The organism is Tepiditoga spiralis (genome assembly GCF_014701195.1).
In the GTDB taxonomy this organism is placed as follows: domain Bacteria; phylum Thermotogota; class Thermotogae; order Petrotogales; family Petrotogaceae; genus Tepiditoga; species Tepiditoga spiralis.
This window is the reverse complement of record NZ_AP018712.1, coordinates 2,307,732-2,332,904: the sequence shown is the minus strand read 5'-3', so window position 1 is coordinate 2,332,904 and position 25,173 is coordinate 2,307,732. Positions and strand designations below refer to the sequence as shown.

26 protein-coding genes are annotated in these 25,173 nt (G+C 25.2%); 17 read left to right on the top strand and 9 right to left on the bottom strand.

Going from position 1 to position 25,173, the window contains the following annotated elements; all coding sequences use genetic code 11:
• Window positions 1–2: 2 nt before the first annotated feature.
• The 6 genes from IGS63_RS10845 to IGS63_RS10820 form a co-directional block, all read right to left on the bottom strand.
• On the bottom strand, window positions 3–983 hold the full coding sequence (locus tag IGS63_RS10845) for an ABC transporter substrate-binding protein (protein ID WP_190614860.1): 981 nt from the start codon (window positions 981–983) through the stop codon (window positions 3–5).
• Window positions 980–2,560 carry an HD-GYP domain-containing protein gene (locus IGS63_RS10840; RefSeq protein WP_190614859.1) on the bottom strand — a complete coding sequence of 527 codons (1,581 nt, stop codon included), beginning with the start codon at window positions 2,558–2,560 and terminating at the stop codon, window positions 980–982. Before IGS63_RS10840 ends, IGS63_RS10845 begins: the two co-directional genes overlap by 4 nt.
• Before the next feature lie 80 nt (window positions 2,561–2,640).
• The gene (locus tag IGS63_RS10835) at window positions 2,641–3,228 is read right to left on the bottom strand and encodes an NUDIX hydrolase (RefSeq protein ID WP_190614858.1); all 588 of its coding nucleotides are present in this window, start codon (window positions 3,226–3,228) and stop codon (window positions 2,641–2,643) included.
• A gap of 4 nt (window positions 3,229–3,232) precedes the next feature.
• Window positions 3,233–3,589 carry a nucleoside triphosphate pyrophosphohydrolase family protein gene (locus IGS63_RS10830; RefSeq protein ID WP_190614857.1) on the bottom strand — a complete coding sequence of 119 codons (357 nt, stop codon included), beginning with the start codon at window positions 3,587–3,589 and terminating at the stop codon, window positions 3,233–3,235.
• Window positions 3,589–4,587, bottom strand: a complete 999-nt coding sequence (locus IGS63_RS10825; RefSeq protein ID WP_190614856.1) for a lysylphosphatidylglycerol synthase transmembrane domain-containing protein — start codon at window positions 4,585–4,587, stop codon at window positions 3,589–3,591. The genes IGS63_RS10830 and IGS63_RS10825 overlap by 1 nt, the downstream gene beginning before the upstream one ends.
• Window positions 4,588–4,631: 44 nt before the next feature.
• A complete protein-coding gene (locus tag IGS63_RS10820) occupies window positions 4,632–5,099 on the bottom strand; it encodes a chemotaxis protein CheW (RefSeq protein WP_190614855.1) in 468 nt (155 codons plus the stop codon).
• A gap of 102 nt (window positions 5,100–5,201) precedes the next feature.
• On the opposite strand from IGS63_RS10820, the gene IGS63_RS10815 reads away from it, so the two are divergent.
• From IGS63_RS10815 to IGS63_RS10765, 11 genes are all read left to right on the top strand, one after another.
• The gene (locus IGS63_RS10815) at window positions 5,202–5,723 is read left to right on the top strand and encodes a hypothetical protein (protein ID WP_190614854.1); all 522 of its coding nucleotides are present in this window, start codon (window positions 5,202–5,204) and stop codon (window positions 5,721–5,723) included.
• Entirely contained in the window at window positions 5,716–6,393 is a 678-nt protein-coding gene (gene rsmI / locus IGS63_RS10810) for a 16S rRNA (cytidine(1402)-2'-O)-methyltransferase (RefSeq protein ID WP_190614853.1), read from the top strand. The genes IGS63_RS10815 and rsmI overlap by 8 nt, the downstream gene beginning before the upstream one ends.
• A complete protein-coding gene (xseA, locus tag IGS63_RS10805) occupies window positions 6,368–7,744 on the top strand; it encodes an exodeoxyribonuclease VII large subunit (RefSeq protein WP_190614852.1) in 1,377 nt (458 codons plus the stop codon). The genes rsmI and xseA overlap by 26 nt, the downstream gene beginning before the upstream one ends.
• 3 nt (window positions 7,745–7,747) lie before the next feature.
• The gene (locus IGS63_RS10800) at window positions 7,748–7,996 is read left to right on the top strand and encodes a hypothetical protein (protein WP_190614851.1); all 249 of its coding nucleotides are present in this window, start codon (window positions 7,748–7,750) and stop codon (window positions 7,994–7,996) included.
• A gap of 13 nt (window positions 7,997–8,009) precedes the next feature.
• Window positions 8,010–9,770 carry a phosphoenolpyruvate carboxykinase (ATP) gene (locus IGS63_RS10795; RefSeq protein ID WP_190614850.1) on the top strand — a complete coding sequence of 587 codons (1,761 nt, stop codon included), beginning with the start codon at window positions 8,010–8,012 and terminating at the stop codon, window positions 9,768–9,770.
• Between the two features lie 426 nt (window positions 9,771–10,196).
• Window positions 10,197–10,706 (top strand): NADH-quinone oxidoreductase subunit NuoE family protein, encoded by a 510-nt coding sequence (locus IGS63_RS10790; RefSeq protein WP_420856930.1) that lies wholly within the window; start codon window positions 10,197–10,199, stop codon window positions 10,704–10,706.
• A gap of 13 nt (window positions 10,707–10,719) precedes the next feature.
• Entirely contained in the window at window positions 10,720–11,115 is a 396-nt protein-coding gene (locus IGS63_RS10785; protein WP_190614848.1) for a (2Fe-2S) ferredoxin domain-containing protein, read from the top strand.
• A gap of 14 nt (window positions 11,116–11,129) precedes the next feature.
• On the top strand, window positions 11,130–12,953 hold the full coding sequence (locus tag IGS63_RS10780) for an NADH-ubiquinone oxidoreductase-F iron-sulfur binding region domain-containing protein (protein WP_190614847.1): 1,824 nt from the start codon (window positions 11,130–11,132) through the stop codon (window positions 12,951–12,953).
• 17 nt (window positions 12,954–12,970) lie between these two features.
• Window positions 12,971–14,710, top strand: a complete 1,740-nt coding sequence (locus IGS63_RS10775; RefSeq protein WP_190614846.1) for an NADH-dependent [FeFe] hydrogenase, group A6 — start codon at window positions 12,971–12,973, stop codon at window positions 14,708–14,710.
• 206 nt (window positions 14,711–14,916) lie between these two features.
• Window positions 14,917–16,404, top strand: coding sequence for a phosphoenolpyruvate carboxykinase (ATP) (locus IGS63_RS10770; RefSeq protein WP_190614845.1), 1,488 nt, complete (start codon window positions 14,917–14,919; stop codon window positions 16,402–16,404).
• Between the two features lie 37 nt (window positions 16,405–16,441).
• A complete protein-coding gene (locus IGS63_RS10765; RefSeq protein ID WP_190614844.1) occupies window positions 16,442–16,870 on the top strand; it encodes a hypothetical protein in 429 nt (142 codons plus the stop codon).
• 24 nt (window positions 16,871–16,894) lie between these two features.
• Here the strand turns inward: IGS63_RS10765 and hutH are convergent, their stop codons facing one another.
• Window positions 16,895–18,427: a histidine ammonia-lyase gene (gene hutH / locus IGS63_RS10760; RefSeq protein ID WP_190614843.1), complete on the bottom strand. Its 1,533-nt coding sequence runs from the start codon at window positions 18,425–18,427 to the stop codon at window positions 16,895–16,897.
• A gap of 206 nt (window positions 18,428–18,633) precedes the next feature.
• On the opposite strand from hutH, the gene IGS63_RS10755 reads away from it, so the two are divergent.
• Genes IGS63_RS10755 through IGS63_RS10730 form a run of 6 tightly spaced genes read left to right on the top strand, consistent with a single transcriptional unit; the run spans window position 18,634 to window position 22,250 of the window.
• Window positions 18,634–19,119, top strand: a complete 486-nt coding sequence (locus IGS63_RS10755; RefSeq protein ID WP_190614842.1) for an alpha-ribazole transporter — start codon at window positions 18,634–18,636, stop codon at window positions 19,117–19,119.
• Window positions 19,097–19,822, top strand: coding sequence for a hypothetical protein (locus IGS63_RS10750; RefSeq protein WP_190614841.1), 726 nt, complete (start codon window positions 19,097–19,099; stop codon window positions 19,820–19,822). Before IGS63_RS10755 ends, IGS63_RS10750 begins: the two co-directional genes overlap by 23 nt.
• Window positions 19,823–19,825: 3 nt before the next feature.
• Window positions 19,826–20,350: a bifunctional adenosylcobinamide kinase/adenosylcobinamide-phosphate guanylyltransferase gene (cobU, locus tag IGS63_RS10745; RefSeq protein ID WP_198423053.1), complete on the top strand. Its 525-nt coding sequence runs from the start codon at window positions 19,826–19,828 to the stop codon at window positions 20,348–20,350.
• Window positions 20,347–20,994 carry a cobamide remodeling phosphodiesterase CbiR gene (cbiR, locus tag IGS63_RS10740; protein ID WP_190614840.1) on the top strand — a complete coding sequence of 216 codons (648 nt, stop codon included), beginning with the start codon at window positions 20,347–20,349 and terminating at the stop codon, window positions 20,992–20,994. Before cobU ends, cbiR begins: the two co-directional genes overlap by 4 nt.
• Entirely contained in the window at window positions 20,987–21,694 is a 708-nt protein-coding gene (locus IGS63_RS10735) for an adenosylcobinamide-GDP ribazoletransferase (RefSeq protein ID WP_190614839.1), read from the top strand. Before cbiR ends, IGS63_RS10735 begins: the two co-directional genes overlap by 8 nt.
• A 10-nt stretch (window positions 21,695–21,704) precedes the next feature.
• Window positions 21,705–22,250 carry an NUDIX domain-containing protein gene (locus tag IGS63_RS10730; protein WP_190614838.1) on the top strand — a complete coding sequence of 182 codons (546 nt, stop codon included), beginning with the start codon at window positions 21,705–21,707 and terminating at the stop codon, window positions 22,248–22,250.
• A gap of 224 nt (window positions 22,251–22,474) precedes the next feature.
• On the opposite strand, the gene IGS63_RS10725 is transcribed toward IGS63_RS10730, so the two are convergent.
• On the bottom strand, window positions 22,475–23,194 hold the full coding sequence (locus IGS63_RS10725) for a hypothetical protein (RefSeq protein ID WP_190614837.1): 720 nt from the start codon (window positions 23,192–23,194) through the stop codon (window positions 22,475–22,477).
• Window positions 23,187–25,115, bottom strand: a complete 1,929-nt coding sequence (locus tag IGS63_RS10720) for a RecQ family ATP-dependent DNA helicase (protein WP_190614836.1) — start codon at window positions 25,113–25,115, stop codon at window positions 23,187–23,189. The genes IGS63_RS10725 and IGS63_RS10720 overlap by 8 nt, the downstream gene beginning before the upstream one ends.
• Window positions 25,116–25,173 lie beyond the last annotated feature (58 nt).

Genomic DNA, 25,173 nt, shown 5'->3' with positions numbered 1-25,173 from the left:
TTTTATTTAATAATTAAAAATGATGGTTCTCTTTCAGTAAAGCCTTGTTTATTTATTTTAAACTTTCCACCAAGTCCTGTAAAGGTTTCTCCTCTAATATTTTTTGAAATATTTTCTGGAGAATGATACTTATTTATAAGATAAGTTAAAAAAGAATAAGAATCATACGTATTTATGAAGGAAGTATTGAGATATTTATTATCTTTGATAGTTTTTTTTGCATAATCACGATTGTATAATAAAAATATTTTTGTACCTTTTATTGAAGAACCGCCGTATTCTCTAAATTGTTCATTATCAATATAATCACTTCCATATATTAAAGCATTTGGATAAATATTTTTTATTTTTTGTACAGCTAAAGCGGCATTTTTGGGTTCCAAAAGCAATAAAACTGCATTGATTTTATTATTTAAATTAATATTTTGATAATTTGTTATTTCGTATTTTCCATTAAAATTTTTTAAAAATAAATTTATATATGTATTTATATAAACAGAATTTTTGTCACTTTTAATTATTAATACTGAGGTACTACTTTTGCTTATTTCTTTAGCTATAAGTTTTGATTGCAAGTCATCACTAATGCTTATACTATAAAAGTAAGGATTTTTACCAATTACTTTTGGTGAAGTAACTGTAGATCCTATTCCAAATATTTTCTTTTCTTTAACAATGTCATCAATGTAAGAAAAAATTGTACTGCTGGTAGCATGAATAAAATACTTAAATTTGTATTTATTTAAAGAAGTTTTAAAAATACTTCTAACTTCTTCTCTTTCAACTGAGTCATATGGTATATAAACTATTTTAAAGTTTTTTCCTATTCCATTTTTTATAGCTGTTTCTATAGCTTCTCTTGGATAACTTTCTAAATCATTTGTAAATAAATTAAAAACTGCTATAGTTTTCTTTTTAGGAAGAAAAACAAAAATGGAAATAATAATAAAAACACTAATTAGTAAAATCAAGAATTTTTTCATTTTTTAATCTCCTCTCGATTTTTTTCATAAATTTCAACAGCTTTTAAAAATGCATTAAATAAATCTGGATTTAATTTTATACCTTGAACAGATTTTATTAATTTTATGCTTTCTTCTTTTGATAATTCATTGTGATAAACTCTTTTATTTCTAATTGCATCATACATATCAGCATAAGCAACTATTTGTGCTTCTAATGGAATTTCATTTTTATTAAGTCCTTCAGGATAGCCACTTCCATTCCAATTTTCGTGGTGATACTTTATAATGTTTTTTGAAATTTGCAAATTAGATATAGGTTTTAAAAGTTCATATCCATATTGAGGATGTTTTTTTATTTCTTTAAATTCATCTTTTGATAGTTTACCTGGTTTGTTTAATATTTCATCTGGAATAAATATTTTACCAATATCATGAAGTATACATCCAATTTCTACTTGCTGCATAAAATTTGTATCTTTTTTTAAATTTAATTGATTCATCATGTATTTAGTAAGTTCTAAAACTCCTTTAGAATGCCCAAGGGTATATTTATCTTTTAATTCTATACCTTTAGATAAAGATAAAAGAATTTGTGAATTTCTTGTATAAAGTTCTTTATTTAGTTTATTTAATTCTAAATATTTTTCTGAGAGTTCTTCTGAATAACTTTGAAGATTTTCTATTAAATTTATATAAACAGTATTTATTTTATCTAATTCTATTATATTAGAATTTTTAATATTTATAGTTTCTTTAATTGCTATATTTTTATCAAATTTACTCAGTTCCATACTAAATTCACTTATATAATCAACAATAAATGAAATTTTAGAACTTATAGTATTATAAAATTTAAAAAATATTATTGAAATAGTTATTAAAATTCCAAATAAAATAAAGAATAAAAATTTAAAAAAACTATTTAAAGAAACAGTATATACAAAGTATAAATCATTAGGTATTTCTTTTTTTATAAAAAATACATATTTATTAAATAATTTTGGAATTAAAAACATTGTATTGTTTTTCCAGTTTTCTATATTTTTTCCTATTGTAGAATTGTTATTAGACAAAAGAATTATATTTTCTGAGTTGCACAAATAAAATGTTTCATCTTTTTTAAAATTTAATAAATCTAAGATTTTATCTAAGCATATTTCTGCATAAAGATAATTATCATCTTGTTCTTTTCTTAGGATTTTTAAAGTATGTTTATTGAAAAATATGCCACTATCAATTTTGTATAATTTTTTATCATTTATCCAATTTGAAAGGTCAATGTAGCCATCTTTTGTTTTAAGTTTATTGTTAGTTATAATTGAAATGATAGTATTTTCATCTAAGTTAGCGGGGTATTTTCTGAAAGTCATAGTTTTTGAAGATAATATATCAAAAATAAAATTAATTTTTTTATTTATAAAAAAATTAAAGGTTTTAACTATCTCATTTGCACTTTCAGAAGCTTTTGTTTCATACATTTTTTCAAATCCTAAAAATATGGATAAAAATATTATTAATATTACTAATATAGTAAAAATAATGAAATTTATTTTAAAATTCTTTAAAACAAAAGTGTTTAAAGTCAATTTAATCATCTCGCTCTTTTTGATTAAGGTTAATAATAGATTTTAATTGTATAACAATATTATATCATATTCTGATTAAAAAAATTTATTTATAATTTTTCAATTAGTTTTTTAGTAAAAAATGCTGTTAGTCCCCATATATAATATTTGTTGTATTTATAAAAATAAACATTGTAAGTTCCCTTTTTCCATTTATATTTTTTACCATTTGGTATTCTGTTGTAGGGAAATAAATTTGGTTTAGCAATAATATTTACATTGTATAATTCTGGTTTTTGTAGTTTTAAATGATTTATTGGAACAAATAATAGTTTTTCTACTTCAGCTTTATTTATTTTAAAATCATTGGTATTAATAGTACAAATATAAGAATGAATTAAAAAACCAAAGGGTGAATAAAAATCATCACCTTTATTTAATATATTTATATTTTCTTTTTTTACACCAATTTCTTCATATGTTTCGCGAATAGCACATTCTTTGTAAGATTCATTTTCTTCTACTTTTCCACCTGGGAATGAAATTTCAGATGGTTGATTTTTTAAAGTTGAAGATCTAAGTTCATATAATAAAAAATATTCATTATTCTTTTTTATTAATGGTATTAATATTGAATAGTGATTTTTAATACCAATTGTTTCATTTTTAAAATTTTTAATTTTTTTTATGATTTCCATATAATTAATCCTTAAACATATTCATATGTTCTTTTTCATAATCTCTAATCATATTTTTCTCAAATTTTTTTATATAAATTTTAGAAAATTCTTCAGCGCTTATATTATAAGAAAGCATTATTTTAGTAAAGTAAAATATTATATCTGACATTTCTTCAATAAATTTTTCTCTTACAAAAGTATTTTCCATTATTTCGCTTTCTCCACGTTTTTTTAAAATTTGTATTGTTTCTCCAATTTCTTCAATCATCCATAAAAAAGTATTACGAGCTTCTTGTGGATTTAATGGAGACCACTTATCTTTATTTTTTTCCCAAATTTTATATGACATATCTTTTAATTCAGAAATTTTTAAATCCATTACGTGCTCCTCCTATTTTTCTTTGAAATAAGAAAAAATAAACTACCAATAAATAAAACAAAATAATATGTTGATAAACGCCATATTAATACTGACGTATTTAAAACATAAATACTGGCTTTATTAGAAAATATTAAGTAATAAAATCCTTCAGCTCCACCAGATGTTCCAGGTGTTGGTACAACAGAAGATCCAACATCTAAGATTAAACTTCTAAAAAATAAATCTAAATTTAATTTTATTCCAAAACCATTTAATATTATCATACTTGTAAAAACATAAAGTAATAATTGAATAATACTTAAAATAAATATACTAAATAATGAAACATAATTTTTTGAATTTTTTTTAAAAAAATTTACAAATTCCTCAACTTTATTCATTATTTCTTCCATATGTTTTTGTGGATTTTTTAATATTTTTATTTTTTTTAAGAAAAGAGTCGTTTTTTTGACAGTTTTTTTTGATAATTCCTTGTTTAAAGAAAAAAATAATATTAAAAAAACAACAAAACCGTTTAGTAAAATTCCAGATATTAAAATAATAAATATATAATTATTTAAATGTGAAGAGTACTGTAAACCAATAAATCCCATTAACACCATAACTATTTGAAAAAACATTGATTTATAAAGTATAGAAGCCGTTGCTACACTTGGATTTATCTTTTCTTTAGATAAGTAATATACTTGAAGAGGTTGACCTCCAGTATAAAACGGAGTTAAATAACTAAAAAATTGACCTAAAATAATTATTTTGAATAATTTAAAAAAAGATATTTTTTTTCTTTCATCAAATAAAGATAATTTTAAAATTAAAGTTTCCACAAACCATTTTAAAATTATTATAAACATAGAAAAAAAAGCGAACTTAATGGAAAAATTTTTAAGTTCTTTAATATTTTGTTTTACACCACTAGTAATTGTAAAAGAAGAAATGATTAATGTAGTTATTATTACTGAAAAAATGAACCCATTTAAATATTTACTTTTTTTCAACATCTGCCTCCATTAAAAATAATGGCGCTGAGCGCCATTATAGACTATATTTTTTTTACTAAAGAGTCTAATTCCATTTTTTCTTCAGCTGTTAAAAGTTTATCCATATCAAGGATAATTAACATTTCATTATCTAAACGAGCTATACCACTTATAAATCTAATATTATTCATTCCACCAACGGCAGGCGTTTCTTCAATAGAATCGGAGCTTATGTTTTTTACTTCTTTAACATCGTCTATCATTATACCAATTTTTCTATCCTCTTGTTTAATTATTAAAATTTTACATTTAGATTTATCTTCAAAATCAGGGAGTTTAAATTTTTTCCTCATATTTATTAAAGGTAAAACAAATTCTTTTCTAAAGTTTATTACACCTTCAACATAGTCTGCAACATGTGGAATGACTGTAACATCCTCGTATTCGGCTACAGTATCAATTTTCATAATGTCAAGAGCAAACTTTTCATTTCCAAGATTAAAGGTTACTATTTTTATTTCTGTTGACATAATAAACCCCTCCTTTTTTATATTTTTTTATATACTCAATGATAACATAAAATTGGGTAAAATTACAACTGTTCATGATATAATTTTTTGAGGTGATTAATTTTGATTGAAAAAGAAAAAAAATATATATTAAATGAAAAAAATTTCAAAAGATTAATAAAAAATGCAATTAAATATTCTGTTATAATTCAGTGGTATAATGAAAAAAATGAACGTATAAGAGTTGAAATATTAAATAATGAAGAATTATGGACAAAGAATATAAAAATTCCATTGAATGAATTGAAAAGAATAGAAAAAGAATATAAGATTTCAAAACCAAATATGGATTCATTAAAAGATTTTAAAGTTGTTATAAAAAAAAGATACTATCTTTTTTTTGATCCTGAAATAATTATTGATGAAATTTTAAATCCAAAAAATTCAATAAAGTATAAAAATTATGAAAAAATAAGATATTTACTTGAAATAGAAGAAAAAAGTAAAAGAATAGATTCTTTTGATAATTACATAAAGAATAAATTTGATTTTTTACCAAAAGCAGCAAACTTTTCAAATTATTTTCTTTCTGAAAAATGTAATATTTCACCAGAAGAACTTTTAGTGGAGGGAAAAAATGTCTAAATTATATTTAATAGGAACACCCATTGGAAACATGGAAGATATGAGTCCTAGAGCAATAAGAATTTTAAAAGAATCAGATGTAATATTTACAGAAGATAAAAGGGTCACTTTAAAATTAATAAATAAATTAGAAATAGGACAAAAAGAATTATTTACGTTTAATCAAACAAATGCAGAAAGAGTTTTAGAAAAAGCATTTGAATTGATTGTAAAAAATAATGTGTGTTCTTTGGTTTCAGATGCTGGAATGCCTGTAATATCCGATCCGGGATCTCATTTAGTTAAAAAATGTAGAGAAAATAATGTGAAAATAGATGTTGTCCCAGGTCCAAGTGCACCTCTTACAGCATTAGCAGCCAGTGGATTTCCCGGTTCTAAATTTTTGTTTCATGGGTTTATTCCAAGAGATAAGAATAGAAGAAGGTTATTTAGAGATATAGTAGATTTACCATATTTACATATATTTTTTGATTCCCCAAATAGAATTTTAAAAACGTTAAAGGATATAAAAAATATAATGGGAAACAGAGAAATTTTTCTTGCAAGAGAAATGACAAAAATTCATCAAGAGTTTTTTAAAGGAACTGTAGATGAAGCTATTTCTTTTTTTGAAAGTAAAGATAGTATAAAGGGGGAGTTTACTGTTGTTCTTTCAGGAAAAAATTCTTGAATTTAAGACATTATCTGAATTATTAGATTATTTAACTAATTTTTATAAAAGATCAGAAATTTATAATACTTCTGTTATTATAACAGGAGATATTACTTCTGCAAAAAAGAGTAAAAATGGAGATTTATATTTAGAAATCTCTCAAAGAGATAAAAATACTAATTATTCATTGACTGTATTTTTTTCAAAATTAATGATACCTTATTTGCTAAAAAGGTTAAATTTAAATAATGAAAGAGAGTTATTAAATAAAAAATGGAAAATAGAAGGAACACTTCAATTATGGAAGTATAATGCTAAATTTGTTTTAAATGGGTCTTCAATTATTCCATTTGGAAACTCTGAAATAGATAAAAAGAAAAAAGAAATTTTGTTAAAATTAAAAAAAGAAAATTTAATTAATAAAAATCAAAATAGTTTATTAGATCTTGAACCGATAAAAAAAATAGCTATTATAACTTCCCCAACAGCTGCTGGATATGGAGATTTTAAAAAAAATATTCAATACGCTAAAAATATTCCTATTATACATTTATATTCTTCGAGCATGCAAGGAGCTAAAACTGTTCCTAATATCTTAAAAGCGCTTTCAAAAATTAAAAAATCAAAAATTAATTATGATGTAGTAGTAATAACACGTGGCGGTGGATCAAAAAGTGATTTGATATACTTTGATAATTTTAATTTAGGCAAAGAAATTGCTTTATTTAAAATACCAATTTTAAGTGCAATTGGTCACGAACAGGATACAACTATTCCTGATTATACTTCTTGGAAAAGATATTCAACTCCAACTGAAGTTTCAAGAGATATTGTAAATCAAATAAATTATTTTAATGATATTTTATTGAATTTAGAAAAAAACCTAAAAGTATCCTTTAATTTCTTTTTTAATATATTTGAGCAAAATACAGTAAAAAATTTTAAATCGAATTCCAATTATTTATTTAAAGAAATAATAAACTATAATAAAAAAATAAATAACATTTCTACTTTTATAAAATTAAATTTAGAAAGATCTACTAAAGAAATAGTTTTGCCTAAAGTAAACTTTTTAAAAAATTTTTTTCATAAAGATATTGAAAAAGAAATAAAAAATTTGAATAAAATATTTATTAAAAATGATAAATATTTTTCTACCAATATTTTAATGGTTGAGAATAAATTTACAAAAGTGTTTTCTAAATTAACAGAAAATAGTCCTTTTTCTGCATTTTTAAGTGGAGGAGCTGTTGTGAAAAAAAGTAAAAAAATAATAAAAAGTATAGATGAACTTGAGGTTAATGATGAAGTTGATATTTTATTTAAAGATGGTAATGCTAAAGCAAAAATTAAACAAAAAGAGGTGTAAAAAATGGAAAAAATTTTGAAATTGAAAAAATCTGAAATACAAAAACTTTCTTTGAAAGAATTAATTTCTATTTTAGAAAGTATAAATAGTTACTTTGAAAGCAATCAAGAAAATACTGATATTGAATTATCTTTAGATCTTTATAAAAAATCTATGGAAATAATGACGTATGCTAAGAAAAAAATGATATTAATAAAAGAAGAAAAAGAAAAAATTGATGAAATGTATAAAAATATAATTTCTGAAGAATAGGGAGGGATAAGTTATGCGAAGTATTATTATTAAAGGTGACGTTTCATTTAATGCCAATTCACAACTTTTAAATTCAAATATTTTCAAATTATTAATTGGGGAAATAATTGAAGATTCAGAAAAGAAAAAGAATTCTCTTATGCCATTTTTTGATCTTTTTTTAGTTGATACGGATGTTGTAGATACATTAAAGAAATATGATATAAATGCAATTATACAGCTTCTCTTAATATTGACTAAAAATAAAATTGAAGAAGTAGATGGCTCACCATATTATTGTTTTCCAAAATTGGGAAATAAAAAAGACTTACTCGTAAAATTTGTTGAAAATTTATTTAATTTGTGGAGAAATAAACATAGGTTTATAGTTAAGGAAGATAAGTTTACTCATAATAGATTTGAAAGAATATTCAAACAAATGGTTTTAGTAAAAACAAATTCAGATTTAAAAAGTTTGGTTTTGAGTATGTATAGACAAATTTTAATAAATATTTCAGATACTAGATTAAAAATTCTTAGACAACTTCCAGGCGGAGCACAAGTTGGATTTATTGTTGATACACCAAATGTAAAACAAAAAGCTAAAATAAATGCAGAATGGTTGTATAAAATGGAACATGTGTGGAGCTTTGTTTTTGAACCACCAGTAATTTTTTATACTAAATCTAATAAAAGAAGAGGTTTGTTTAAATTAAAAGAAAAAGGAATTTTAGATAAAATAAAATTAAATCCTCAAAATTGGTTTGTATTCCCAATACATGTTTGTAAAAAATTAATTCATGTAGTAGTTAATAAAGAATATTTAGCTTTGGCAGCTGGATTAGGAAACTTGTTTGAATTGGCAAGTTTTGAAATAGTAAACAATGTAAAACCAGATGGTATTTATATTTTAGGAATGGATAAAAATTTTTTTGAAGAAGATGATGATTATAATGGAGTAATATATCATGAAAAAGATGGAACTTATGTTGGAATAGTTGGAGATGATCCTTCAATAGATTATTTTGGATATATGAAAAAAGTTATTTTAACAATACATAATCTAATAGTTATAGATGAAAATAGATTACCTATACATGGAGCACTTGCTGAAATAAAACTTAGAAATGGTAAAAAAGCTAATGTAATGATTATGGGGGATTCTGGAGCGGGAAAATCAGAAACTTTAGATGCTTTAAATAGGCTACATAAAAATGTTTCAGAAGTAAATATTTTAATTGATGATATGGGATCATTAGATATATTAAAAACTGGAGAAATAGTTGCATATGGAACTGAAACAGGAGCATTTGTTAGATTGGATGATTTACAACCTGGATATGCTTATTCTGCAATGGATAGAAGTATATTTATGAATCCTAATGAGATAAATGCAAGAATAATAGTTCCTTATTCTAATTATTCAGAGATAATAAAACCTACAAAGATAGATTATTTCTTTTATGCAAATAATTATGAAAAAGTTAAGGAAAATGAAAAAGCAATAGAATTTTTTGACTCATCTGAAAGTGCATACGAAATTTTTTCAAAAGGAGCAAGAATGGCAAAAGGTACAACTTCAGAAAAAGGATTAACTTATAGTTATTTTGCAAATCCTTTTGGTGCAATACAAAAAAAGCAACAACATGATAAAACTGCAAAAATTTATTTAAAAAGTATGATATCTTCAGGTGTTAAGGTTGGACAAATAAAAACTCAATTAGGAATTGCTGGTTTCGAAAAAGATGGGCCATATAATGCAGCTCAAGAACTATTAAATTTAATTAACAATTAAAATCATAGTTGACATTATTAAAAAAAATATGGTAGAATGACTTTGTTCAAAATCATTCTACCTTTTTTATATTTTAATTACTAAAAAAATCACAAAGTGTTTTTTATAATATTTATTAATAATAATATCAAAAAATATTTTTAAAAAGCTTTGAAATTATTGTTATTATTAAATAATACAACTTTTAATTTATTTATAAAAAATCAATATATAAATAATATATATATATTATATAAAAAATAAACAAAACTTAAAATTTAATTTAGATAATTTTAATCTTAAAAATTTTTTATGATGTATACTTGTATTAAGGGACATTATTTAAATTAAACATTGAATTAAAAGGTTTTTAAAAATGTGAATATGTGAAATAAAAAACAATTTAGATAAAATTTATCTTATTTAGGAGGGAAGAAGATGTCAGATATGTTAGAAACTCAGTTGAAACAAGTTGAAGCTTACATCGACTCTCTTGGCGTTGAAAACAAGAGCGAAGAGGAAAGAAGAAGTTATTTGATTAATTGTCTTCATAAAGCACAGGATTTAATAGGTTATCTTCCTGTTGAAGTACAAAAGTTGATAGCAAAAAAATTAAAAGTACATACTTCACAAGTTTATGGAGTTGTTACTTTTTATAATTTCTTTTCTATGAAACCAAAAGGTAAATATCCTATTAGTGTTTGCCTTGGTACTGCTTGTTATGTTAGAGGATCTGGCGATCTTGTTGATGAACTAAAGAAGGTTCTTGGAATTGAAGAAGGTGAAACAACAGAAGATGGCTTGTTTTCACTTCATACTGTAAGATGTGTTGGAGCTTGTGGTCTTGCACCAGTTGTTATGATAGGAGATAAAGTACATGGAAGGTTAAAAAAATCTGATATGAAAAAACTAATTGATGAATATAGAGCAAAAGATAAGGAAGCTGAAACCATATAAAGGAGGGAATTTTATGGCTAAAATAAAAAGTCTTGAAGACCTTTTAAAAATGAAAGAAACTGCTAAAAAGAATTTAACAATAAGAAATGCAGCTAATGATGAAAATAAAATAATACTTAAAGTAGCTATGGGAACTTGTGGTATTGCAGCAGGTGCAAAAGAAACATTTAATGCTCTTGTTGAAGAAATAGCAAAAAAAGGATTAGAAAATGTTGTTGTTGTACAGACAGGATGTATGGGATATTGTCATGCTGAACCAACAGTAGAAGTTAATGAAGTTGGTAAAGAACCAGTTTTATACGGAAACATAAAAGCTAATAGAGCTTCAGAAATAATTGAAAAACATATTTTAAATAATGAATTGTTACAAGACTCGATTATAGGCGAAACACATCAAAGAGCTGAATAATAGGAGGTTAAAAAATGGCTAACTATAAACAGTACATTCTAGTTTGTGGCGGAACAGGATGTACATCATCAGGAAGTAATGATATAATAGATATTTTTAATGAAAAACTTGAAAAAAATAATTTGAATAAAGATATACAGGTTGTAAGAACAGGATGTTTTGGATTTTGTGAACAAGGACCTATTGTAAAGGTACTTCCAGACAATACTTTTTATGTAAAAGTTGAAGAAAAAGATGTGGAAGAAATAATTAACGAACATGTTATAAAAGGTAGAAGAGTTGAAAGATTGTTGTATGTTGAACCAGAAAAAAATGAAAAAATAGAAGAATCACCTAAAATGCCATTTTATAAAAAACAAGTAAGAGTTGCACTTAGAAATGCTGGTTCGATAAATCCAGAAGATATAAACGAATATGTAGCAAATGATGGATATATTGCACTTGCAAAGGCTTTAACTGAAATGTCAAGAGATGAAGTTGTAAAGACAGTTTTAGATTCAGGTTTAAGAGGAAGAGGGGGAGGCGGATTCCCTACAGGTTTAAAATGGAACTTTGCTAAAAAAGCTAATGGAGATATCAAATATGTAATATGTAATGCTGATGAAGGAGATCCAGGTGCTTTCATGGATAGATCAGTACTTGAAGGAGATCCACATGCTGTTCTTGAAGGTATGGCACTTGCTGGTTATGCCATTGGTGCAAGTAAAGGATTCATTTATATAAGAGCTGAATATCCATTAGCAGTTCACAGACTTGAAATTGCAATTAAACAAGCAAAAGAACTTGGTTTCTTGGGAGAAAATATATTTGGAACTGATTTTTCATTTGATATAGAAATAAGACTAGGAGCTGGTGCTTTTGTTTGTGGAGAAGAAACAGCTTTAATACATTCAATTGAAGGATATAGAGGTGAACCAACAACAAAACCACCATTTCCAGCAAACAGTGGATTATTTAACAAGCCAACATTGATAAATAATGTTGAAACTTATGCTAATGTTGCAATTATAGTATTAAAAGGTGCAGATTGGTACAGATCTTTTGGAACTGATAAATCACCTGGTACAAAGGTTTTTGCTCTTGCTGGAGCAATTAATAATGTAGGTCTTGTAGAAGTTCCTATGGGAACAACTTTAAGTAGAAGTTCCTATGGGAACAACTTTAAGAGAAATTGTTTTTGTGAAATAGGTGGAGGAATTAGAAACAATGGTAAGTTTAAAGCTGTTCAAACAGGAGGTCCATCTGGTGGTTGTATACCTGCAGCATATTTAGATACACCTATTGATTTTGATAATTTAATGGCTCTTGGTTCTATGATGGGATCAGGTGGAATGATTGTAATGGACGAATCAACTTGCATGGTTGATGTATCCAAATTTTATTTAACCTTTACAGTTGAAGAATCTTGTGGTAAATGTACACCTTGTAGAATAGGAAATGTAAGACTTTTAGAAACTCTTGAAAAAATAACAAGTGGAAGAGGAAAGCCAGAAGATTTAGAAAAATTAGAAACTCTTGGAAAGGTAATAAAGGATACATCTTTATGTGGACTTGGTCAAACAGCACCAAATCCTATTCTTTCAACTATGCATTATTTTAGAAATGAATATGAAGCACATGTTAATGAAAGAACCTGTCCAGCTGGTGCATGTAAGAATTTAATAAAATTTGAAATTGATCCTGAAAAATGTGTTGGATGTACAGCTTGTGCAAGAGTTTGTCCAGTTGAAGCTATAAAAGGTGAAATTAAAAAACCTCATCAAATCGATCAGGAAAAATGTATCAAATGTGGTGCTTGTTATGCAACTTGTAGATTTGGTGCAATCACTAAATCATAATAAGGAGGGACTTGTTAATGCCAAAGGTAATAGTGAATAATATAGAGGTTGAAGTTGCTGAAAATGCAACTGTACTTGATGCAGTAAAAAAGACTGGTGGATATGTACCAACTCTTTGTTATATGAATCTTGAAGAAATAGGAATTGAAAATAAACCAGCTTCATGTAGAGTTTGTGTTGTAGAAGTTGAAGGTAGAAGAAATTTAGCTCCTTCTTGTGCTACACCAGTATTTGAGGGAATGAAAATAAGTACTCATTCAAGAAGAGCTGTTAATGCAAGAAGAACTGTTGTTCAGCTTTTATTATCTGATCATCCAAATGATTGTTTAAAATGTCCTAAAAATGGAGAATGTGATCTTCAAGACTTAGCAGCAGAATTAAATATAGTTAGAAATCCTTACATAGGAAAAAAATCTACATATGATAAAGATATATCGTCTGCAATAATAAGAGATCCATCAAAATGTGTTATGTGTAGAAAATGTGAAACTGCATGTAATGTTTTTCAAACAGTTGGTGTATTATCAGCAGTTGATAGAGGCTTTGAAGCAACAGTTAAGCCTTCATTTGATTTACCTCTTGAAGAAACAGCATGTACTTTCTGTGGACAATGTGTTGCAGTATGTCCTACAGGAGCTCTTTCTGAAAGAAGTTATATTGATGAAGTTTGGAATGAAATAGAAGATCCTAAAAAACATGTTGTTGTTCAAACTGCTCCTGCTGTAAGAGTTGCTATTGCAGAAGAATTTGGATATGAACCTGGAACAATATCAACTGGTAAATTAGTAGGTGCATTAAGGGCTCTTGGCTTTGATGCTGTTTTTGATACAAACTTTGCTGCCGATCTTACTATAATGGAAGAAGGAACAGAATTTATTCATAGATTAAAAAATGGTGGATTCATGCCTATGTTGACATCATGTTGTCCTGGATGGGTTAAGTTCCTTGAACATCAATTCCCAGGACTTACACAAATGCCATCAACAGCAAAATCTCCACAACAAATGTTTGGAGCTATTGCAAAAACATATTATGCTAAAAAGGTAAATAAAGATCCAAAAGAAGAATTGAAAGTTGTTTCAATAATGCCTTGTTTAGCTAAGAAATATGAAGCAGGAAGGCCAGAAATAAATTCTAGCGAAGAGTATCAAGATGTTGATTATTCATTAACTACAAGAGAACTTGCAAAAATGATAAAAGAAGCAGGTTTGAACTTTGATAATATTCCTGAAGAAGAATATGACTCTCCACTTGGTGAATCAACTGGTGCTGCTGATATTTTTGGTAGAACAGGAGGAGTTGCAGAAGCTGCTTTAAGAACTGCTTATGAAGTTTTAACAGGAGAAACTTTAGAAGAAGTTGAATTTAAAGATTTACATGGTTATGAAGGGACAAGATTTGCAGAAGTAGAAATAAATGGTAAACCTATAAAAATTGCTGTAGCATTTGGACTTGGTAATGTTAGAAAACTTCTTGATGATATATGTAAAAAGAAAATTGAATTGCATTTAATAGAAGTAATGGCATGTCCTGGTGGATGTGTTGGTGGAGGTGGACAACCTTATCACCATGGAGATTTGAGTATAATAAAAAAGAGAGCTGAAGCATTGAATAATGTAGATAGAAATAAAAAAGTTAGAAAATCTCATGAAAATGAATCAATTAAAACTTTGTACAAAGAATTTCTTGGTGAACCTGGTAGTGAAAAAGCTCATCATTTATTGCATACACATTATGTAAAAAGAGAATGGATGTAATATAAAACAAAAGAAGGTGTTTACACCTTCTTTTGTTTTATATATGAAAAAAATTTCATTATTTTTAATTACAAATAATAAAATGTGTTTTTACTTAATTGTTATAGAAAATTTTTGATTTGCTTTAAAATATAAACTTACATTTTTTTAAATAAAATGTTTTAATATGTATATAGAATTATAATTTTAATGATGGAGGTTTTAAAATGTTATCAACAAAGATTGTTCACGTTAACTCATCAAGAGCTTATCTTATTGAACAAGCAATAAAAAAAGGTGAAGCAAAACTTTTATCGAATGGTACTATAAACACTATAACAGAGCCTTATACAGGTCGTTCTCCAAGAGATAAATTTGTAGTAATAGATGAAATAACTAAAGATAAAATAAATTGGAACTCTATTAATCAACCATTTTCTAAGTATAAATATGTTGATTTGAGAAATGACTTAAAAGAACATATTGAAAACACAGAAGAAATTTATATTGAAAATGGCTATGCTGGTGCTGAAGAAAGATATAAGTTAAAAGTAAAGATTATTACAACTTCACCAATACAAGCACTTACATTTAAAAATTTAGTAATAAATGCCAAAGAAGACTTTAAAGAATCAGATATGAATATATATTCTTCTCCCGAATTTTCAGCAGATAAAAAACTCCATGGTACAAATTCAGATGCCTTTATAATATTGAATCCAACTGATCATGAAGTTATAATAGGAAAAACAAGGTATGCTGGTGAAATAAAAAAATCTATTTTTTCATATATGAATTATTTTTTACCACTTCATGGAATTTTTTCAATGCATTGTTCTGCAAACACAGATTTAAATGGTGAAAATCCAGCATTATTTTTTGGACTTTCTGGAACTGGAAAAACAACCTTATCTTTAGATGAAAATAGATTAATGGTTGGAGATGATGAACACGGTTGGCATGATGAAGGTATTTTTAATATAGAAGGTGGAAGTTATGCAAAAATAATAGGTGTTTCTGAAGATAATGGTAAAGAAATATATGATACTTTAAAGTTTGGTGTTTTTACAGAAAATGTAGTTCATTCTGATAAAAGATTACCAGATTATTTAGATTCGTCAATTACAGAAAATACACGTGCATCGATTCCTCTTTCTTTTTTTGGTAATACAGTAAAAAAAGATGGAATTGCAGGTCATCCAAAAACGATATTCTTTTTATCAGCAGATGCTTTTGGAATCTTACCGCCAATATCTGAATTAAATGAAGATCAAATTTTTAAATATTTTATGCTTGGATATACTGCTAAGTTAGCAGGAACAGAAAGAGGAGTTAAAAATCCTACAGCAACATTTTCAGAAGGATTCGCTAAACCATTTTTACCATTAAAACCTGAAGTTTATGGAAAAATGCTTGTGAAAATGGTAAAAAAACATGGTTCAAAAGTTTTTCTTGTTAATACTGGATGGATAGGAGGACCATATGGTATTGGAAGTAGAATAAAATTAAGGTATACCAAAAGACTTGTTGATGCAGCTATTAATAATGAATTTGAAGAATTTGAAGTATTTGAGCCTTTAAATTTAAAAATACCAACAAATTGTAAAGAAGTTCCTTCAAATATACTTAATCCTAGAAATACTTGGGAAAATCCTGAAGAATATGATGCAAGTGCAAATAAATTGTATACAATATTTAAGAAAAATTTTGTATAATAAGTTGTGTATAAAAATACAAATATGAGGTGATAAAGTGCACACTTATGCTATGATAATAAAAGCAAAGTCAGAAAATGAAGCATATTCAAATGCTAAAAAAGCTTCTTTAAGATATGGAGAATCAAGTGTTTCATCGTGCATAAATTATAAGAATGATAAAAATTTTTTTGAAGAAACAGTTAATACTATGATGAGTATGTACAAAGGATTAAAAGAAGCAAATGAAAATATGATAAAAAGGGTTGAAGGGAAAGTTCCTGAAGATGATTTTATTTTAAATCAAATGAAAGAAAATTTAAAAAGATTTAATTTGGGGAATTATGCATTTCCTGAAGAATGGAAAGTTGTTTACTATGATGGATATGATTTTAATCATATAGATGAAGATAAATATTGGGAAACAGTAAAAAAGGAAGTTTCAGAAGATGAACTTTATTTAACAATAATAGATACATCAAAATAAAAAAGCAGCTAAGCTGCTTTTTTATTATATTTTTATTTCTCCTATTATGTTTTCAACTTCTTTAACTATTGAATTATTTAAAATTAATTCTGCAGCATTATTTATATCAGGATACATTTCTCTATCTTTTTCCCAATATGAAATATTTTTTCTAATTAAATTATAAACGGATTTAGTAGCTGGACTTAATTTTTCTTTTCCTCCACGTAAATCAATAGCTTGAACAGCTGCAATTAGTTCAATAGCTAAAACTCTTGATGCGTTGTATATTATTTCTCTAGCTTTCCTTGATGCAATTGTTCCCATACTAACATGATCTTCTTGATTAGCTGAAGATGGTATTGAATCAACACTTGCTGGGTGTGCCAAAACTTTATTTTCTGAAACAAGAGCGGCAGCAGCATATTGAGCTATCATGAATCCAGAATTTACTCCACCATCTTTTACTAGAAATGCTGGAAGTTTACTATGTTCTGTATTAACTAATCGTTCAATTCTTCTTTCAGAAACATTAGCCATCTCAGATATTGCAATTGCCAAAAAATCCATAGCAAGTGCTACTGGTTGACCATGAAAGTTACCTGCTGATATAATTTTATCTTCATCAGGAAAGATTATAGGATTATCTGTAACAGCATTTATTTCATTGTTAATAACATTATTTACATAATTAAAAGCATCTTTACTTGCACCATGAATTTGTGGAACACATCTTAATGTATAAGCGTCTTGAACTCTTTTTTCACCTTGTTTTGTTGTGTTTTTTGAACCATTTAAAATTCTTCTTAAGTTTTCTGCTGTGATTATTTGACCAGTTTGATTTCTAACTTCATGTACTAATGAATCATAGGCATCTGTAATACCTTCTAAAGCTTCTGAAGTCATTGAAATTGCAATATCTGTAGTTTTTAATAATATTTTTGAATCATAAATAGCTAGTGCACCTATTGAAGTCATAACTTGTGTTCCATTTATTAACGCAAGACCTTCTTTTCCTTCTAATTCTATAGTCTTTATATTAGCTTTTTTCATAGCTTCTTTACCGCTTAATCTTTCGTTTTTGTAATAAGCTTCTCCCATCCCAAGCATAACAAGTACCATATGAGCTAAAGGAGCTAAATCTCCACTAGCACCTAAAGATCCTTTTTCTGGTATAACTGGTATAACATTTTTATTTAGCATTTCAAGTAAGGTTTCAACTGTAGAAATTCTTATTCCAGAAAAACCATTAGCAAGAGCATTTGCTCTTAAAAGCATAATACCTCTAACAGCATCTTCTTTTAAAGGGTTTCCAACGCCACAAGCATGACTCATTATTAAATTTTTTTGCAAATTTTTGCTTTCTTCTTTTGAAATTTTCACATTACAAAACTTTCCAAATCCAGTATTAATACCATAAACTGGTTTTTCATTTTCAACAATTTTTTCTACAACATCTCTTGATTTTTGCATTTTTTCTTTGGCTTCTTCAGTTAAATGAACTTCATAATGGTTTCTTGCTACATTTATAAAATCTTCTATATTAAGACTTTTACCATCTATAAAAAGTTTTTTCACTTTTATTCCCCCTATATAATAAATTTTCCGATTTTATTATAACAGATTATAAAATTAAAAAAAATTAAGTTATAGACGTTTTTGTTAGAAAAAATACTATCAAATATCGATTATTAATAAAAATTATATTTTTTATGCAAAAATTTTTTCTTAGAAGAAAAATATAGTATAATAAGATGATTAAACTTTTAAAGGAGTGATTATTTTTGAAAAAAGTTTCTAAAATAACTTTAGTTGGAATTTTTGTTGCTTTTTCTTTTGTATTGAGTTTTATTAAATTACCTTCTCCATTTGGATCTGTTGCATTGGATTCATTTCCAGGATTTTTTTTGGCTACTTTTTCTCCATTATTAGGAGGAGTTGTGGCACTTTTAGGACATTTTTTTACGTCTTGGAATTCTGGTTTCCCTTTTGGGTTTTATCATATTTTTATAGCAATAGAAATGTTATTAATAACTTGGATTTTTGGAAATTTGTATTTAAAAAATAAAATAATTGCTATTATTATTGGTGTATTTTTAAACGGGATAATTTCACCATTAACTGTAATACCTTTAATTGGATTGAAAGCTGTTATTAGCTTTATTCCATTTTTGATTTTTGCAAGTTTTATTAATATAATATTTGCATTCATTACTAACTTGGGGGTACAAAAATATCCAAAGGTTGGTGAACTTTACGAAAAAAATTAATACTTTTAGAGATATAAGCATTTTTAAAAAAGAAAATACTTACTTTGTCTTTGCTGTAGACAGTGTTGGAGCCATTGGCGAAAAAGAAAATGACAAATTAAATATTCCGGTTAAAATATCAGCTAAATATAACATGAGAGTGTGTTTAAACGAAATTTATTCTGTTGGAGTGAAGCCAGAAGTTGTTTTTTCTATTGTTAGTAATGAATGGAATGAAACGGGAAAAAATATTTATTCTGGTATTTTATCTGAATTAAAAGAAAATAATTTAGAAAGTATAGAAGTTAATGGAAGTACAGAAGAAAACTTTAAAACTTCTATGACTGCTTTTGGATTAACAGTGATGGGAACAAGTAATAAACTTTATTTCAGAAATACAAAAAAAGGAGATAAAGTATATTTAATAGGTTTACCAAGAGTTGGAAAAGAAGTTTTAAAAAATGAAAAAGATAATTTAAATCCTTTAATGATAGAAGAGATATTTAAAAATCATAAAATTGGAGATTTTTTACCATGTGGATCTAAAGGTATCTCAAATGAATTAAAAATATTAGAAAAAGAAAATAATTTAAAAGTAAATATAATAGAAATGTATGATATTGATTTTAATAAATCTGCAGGACCTGCAACTTGTGGTATATTTACTTCTTCAGAAAATATAATATTAAATAATGTAAAATTTATAGGTAGAATGGAGGAATAATATTTGAAAATTGTATTGATTACTGGTGGACAGGCATGTGGAAAATCAACTTATGCTCAAAAACTTGCAGAAATGGAAAAAAAACCAAGAGTTTATATAGCAACGGCAAGACCATATGATGAAGAAATAAAAGAAAAAATAAGGAAACATGTTGAAATGAGAAAAAATAATTTTATTACAATTGAAGAATCAGTAGATTTATCTTCTGCATTGTTAAAAGAAAAAGCGGAAGTTGTATTAATTGACTGTTTAACTATGTGGACTTCAAATATTTTATTGGATAATGAAAATAATTATGAAGAAATTATTGAAAAAGAATTATTAAAATTAAAAGATACACTTAAGAAAATAAGTAAAAAAACCAAAAAAGTAATTTTTGTAACAAATGAAGTTGGATGGGGAATAATTCCTTCAAATAAACTTTCAAGAATTTATGTTAACTTGTTGGGAAGAGTAAATAAATTTATAGCATCGATATCAGATGAAGTATATATGATGATGTCGGGAATAGAGGTGAAAATAAAATGATAGGAGTTACTTCATGGCAAGTACCAGGAAATTATTTAGAAAATATAAAAATATTTAAAGATAATGTGGATTTTACAGAACTTTTAGTTTATACATGGAATGATGAAGTTAAAGAGTTATTGGATAAAGAAATACCAGAAATACTAAAAATTATGAAAATATCTATACATCTTCCAACTGATTCTTTAGATAATTGTTTAAAAGCTATACATTACTTTAAAAATATAGATGTTTTTGCATTGACAATTCATCCATTTGGAGATATAAAAGAATTTAAAAAAGTATTTGAAGAAGGTAAAAACTTATATGGTGAAAAACTTTGTATAGAAAATTTAGAAGATGGAAATTTTAACAAATATTATAGAGCAATTAGTGCACTTAAACCATCAATTACTATGGATTATGGACATTTATTGATGTTAGAAGAAAAACCGGATTCGTTTTATAGAAGGTATGAAAATTTAATTAAAGAAATACATTATCATGGAGTAAAAAATTCAAAGGGGCATACTTTACCAGATGAAAATCAATTTAATGTTTTCCTTAAATTTTTAAAAAAATTTAAAATTAAATTACCAATTTGCATAGAATTATTCAAACTTGAAGATACTCTGAGTGTGGTGAAAAAATTAAAAAATGTTTAAAGATATTTTTGTAGCTTTTGGAAGTATAAGTAAAATACCAGTGCCAATAGTTAAAAATATAAACTTGAAAAGATCAACTATATATTTTCCATTAGTTGGAGTTTTGGCTTCATTAATAAATTACTTAACTTTTTTTCTATTGAAAAATATATTGACATTAGAACAGCTTTCGGCATCAATTATGATAATTTATTACTATTTATTTCAATACTTCCATTTTGATGGTTTTGTAGATATAATAGATGGATTTGGAGCACAAATAAGAAGCAAAGAAGAAAGAATAAAGATAATGAAAGATTCAAGAACAGGAGCTTTCGCATTACTTTTTGGAATTCTTTATTTAATTATTTATTATTCTTTTTTGAAAGAATTTATATTAGGATGTTTTTTTGCACCTATTTTTTCTAGATTATCTATGGTATACTTGATTTCGATATCTAAACCAGCAAAAAAAGAAGGATTAGGATCACTATATTTTCCATTTAAAAAAAAATATACTTTTTATTCTACTTTAATTACATTTTTAATAATACCATTTGGTTATAAATTTGTTATTTTGGGTATTTTAATAGCTTTTTTTTCGGCTTATATAATGAAAGTAAATTCTTATAAAAAAATAAATGGTATAACGGGAGATGTTATAGGAGCTACTTGTTTAATTTCAGAAATTTTATATCTGATACTATTAAAGTTTATATGATGGAGGAAATATGAAAAAATTATTTGAAAGATATAATATAAATATTGATATAAAAAGATTAAAAAAAAATGAATTACAAAAAAAAGCAGTTATATGTTATGCTGAAAATGAAGATGATGAAGTTTTAATGTTAGAAAGAATAAAAGAACCTTTTTTTGGAAAATTAGTTGCTCCAGGGGGTAAAGTAGAAAAAAATGAAAGTATAGAACAAGCTGCTAAAAGAGAATATTTTGAAGAAACAGGAGTTAAATTAGATAATTTAGAATTGAAATTAATTACTGTTGAAACTGGTCCAGAATATTATAATTGGATCTTATTTATATTTAAATCAACTATAAAAAAGTTTACTCCTAAGTACTGTAATGAAGGTGTTTTAAAATGGATAAAAAAAGAAAATTTAAAAAAAGAAAACTTATCAAATATAGACAAAAAAATTATTCCATATATATTTGAAAAAAATGGTATTTTTTTTATAGAAATAGAATATGATAAAGATAAAAACGACAAAATTTTAAATATTGAAAAAATAAAGAATTTTTATGAAGTAGACAATTAAATTAAAATATTGTAGACATAAATGCATGGTTTCGATATTTTAAAGAATCCATGCATCTTATTTTTAAAATATAGGACAATTTTATATATTTTTCTGTTGGCTTAGATATATCAACTCTATGTTCTTTGTATTTCTAGATATTATTGACATACAACTTTAATACCTTCTAATAAACAATCTAATTTTTTAATTAGATTTTCTATTTTGAAAGTATTTTATCAATTTTATACTCTTATTAACTTATTTTTCAATATTTTTATTTGAGTAAACTTACTTTGTTTAAAGTTTAAATCATTATCTATAAAAAGTATAGGTTCTTTTGGAATATAAAAATTTAAATTTGGAACTTCAATAAAAAATATATAGTCTGATATAATATAATAAGGAAAATCATTATTTCCAATTATTAAAATTTCATTATTTGAGTATAATTTGTACTCTTCTTTTGAAATTTCAAAGGTATCAATATCAATCATATGTATGCATTTATTTTGAGTAAACTCATTATTTATTAAAATATTATCTCCAGAATTTTTTATTATATACTCATATTTTTTATTTTTTCCATAAATATAATAAAGTTTATGTTTTAAAAGCTCTTTATTTCCCTTTATAAAAATTAAAATGGGTCTAAATTTTAAAGGGATTCGCTGAAATCTTACAGGAAAATGCTTTGAAGTACATGGAATAATTTCATATCCATCATTTTCTATCTTTTCTAATATAAAGGTAAAATTTGCTAATTTGTTTTTTGTTTCTTTTAATTCTTTTGTTTCTTCTTCGTTTAATTTAAACTTTGATTTCCATATACATTCTTTTTCAAAGAAATCTTTAAGCGTATAATTATAGTTATATAAAAAATAAATAATTTTATTTCTCTTTTCTAAAGTTATACTTTTTATCTTTGAAAAAGCCATAAAATAAACTAATTCATTTTTATTCAAAAGTTTCATCCTCCCCTATAGCAATTGTTAAAGGAATTACCTTTTTAGCACCTAAACGTTTTAATAAATTAGCAATTAAATTAATAGTATTTTTTTTATATACAGCATCTATTATTAAAATTTTTTTACCCACAAATTCATAAGATCTAGTACATTCAAATCCATATTTTGATAGTTTTAAATAATATTTTACTGGTATATTCAAAACTTTTCCTAGTTTAGCTGAAAATCTTTTTATATATATTTCATCTTCATTTGGAACATATAATGCCATATCAAAGTCTTCATTATCAAACTTGCTTTTAAAAGCTTTGGCTAAATTTAAAACCATATAATAAGGAAAATCTTCTTTATTTTTTATTATATAATTTATTTTTTTTGAATCTTTAAAAAAAGCCACTCCATTATTTAAGATATCATTTTTTGTATCAACTTTTATTTGAGGATACAATAAATCAAAAAAATCGAATATTTTTTTATTTTCATCATCATTTATTTTAACTGCATACTTTATTTTTCTATCATTATCACAATTATTGCATACTTCTGTTGTTTTATCATCTAAATAATTTCTTAGAAAATTCATTCTGCATTTATTTGTTAAAGCGTAATTAATCATACTGTTTAATTCTAAATACTTTCTTTCTCTTAATTTTTCAATGGCCATTTCATCAAAAACATTTGAATTTGGAATATATTCATAATAACTTTTTGAATTTTTTCTAATTATTTTTTGTTCTATTAAATCTGAGAGTATAGTTTTTAATTGTACCTCTTTTATTCTAAAACTTTTCATCAAATCAGATAGTTTTAAAGGTTCTTCTTTTAATTTTTTTATTACTTTGTTATACTTTGTTACAGAAGGTTTTGAACTTTCAATAAAGCTTTCTTGTAATTTTTTATCTTTTTCATTGTACATTAAAAAAATCCAAGCTTTTTTCCCATCTCTTCCTGCCCTACCTATTTCTTGATAGTAATGTATTGGTGAAGAAGGTATTTGAGTGTGTATTATAAATCGTATATCTGATTTATCTATTCCCATCCCCAATGAATTTGTAGCCACAACACATTTTACTGTATTGTTAATTAACTTTCTTTCGATCGTATATTTATCAGAAGATTTTAATTTTGAATGATAATATACAGAATTTATTCCATTAAACTTAAACCATTTTGAAAATAGTTCTGCATTTGAAGTTGTTCCAGTATAAATTATTCCAGTTCCTGGAACTCTATTTAATATTTGTTTTATAAACACCATTTTTTCATGTTCGTTTTTTACACTTACAACATTTAAAACAAGATTTTCTCTTAACAAATCTCCTCTTATTATTTTAGATTTTCCACCAATTTGTGTATGAATATCATTTTGGACTTTTTTAGTTGCTGTAGCTGTTAAAGCCAATACAGGTATTGATTCTGGAAGCAATTTTACTAGTTCAATAATTCTCCTATAAGCTGGTCTAAAATCATGTCCCCAAACCGATATACAATGTGCTTCATCTATTACAATCATAGAAATTTTTATTTCTTTTATTATTTCAAGCCAATTTGAATCTTCCATACGTTCTGGAGATATATATAATATTTTTATTTCACCATTTTTAGCTTTTTCTATTGCAAGATAATTATCTGTTTCATTCCTATCACTATTTATTGTTTCAACTGGTATACCTGCATTTGTAGCACTTTTTATTTGATCTCTCATTAAGGCTTTTAGTGGCGAAAATACAATTGTAACTCCATCAAATATAATAGAAGGAAATTGATAACATAAACTTTTTCCATATCCAGTTTTTTGAATTAAAAGTACTTTTTCATTATTTAATAAATAATTAATTGTTTTCCATTGTTCTTCATAAAATTTCTCAATTTTAAATTTGGATTTTAATATATATTCTGCTTTTTTTCTATCAATCATAAGTGCCTCCTTGAATTCATTATAACAAATTTAAAATTAGAAAAAACAAATTATATGT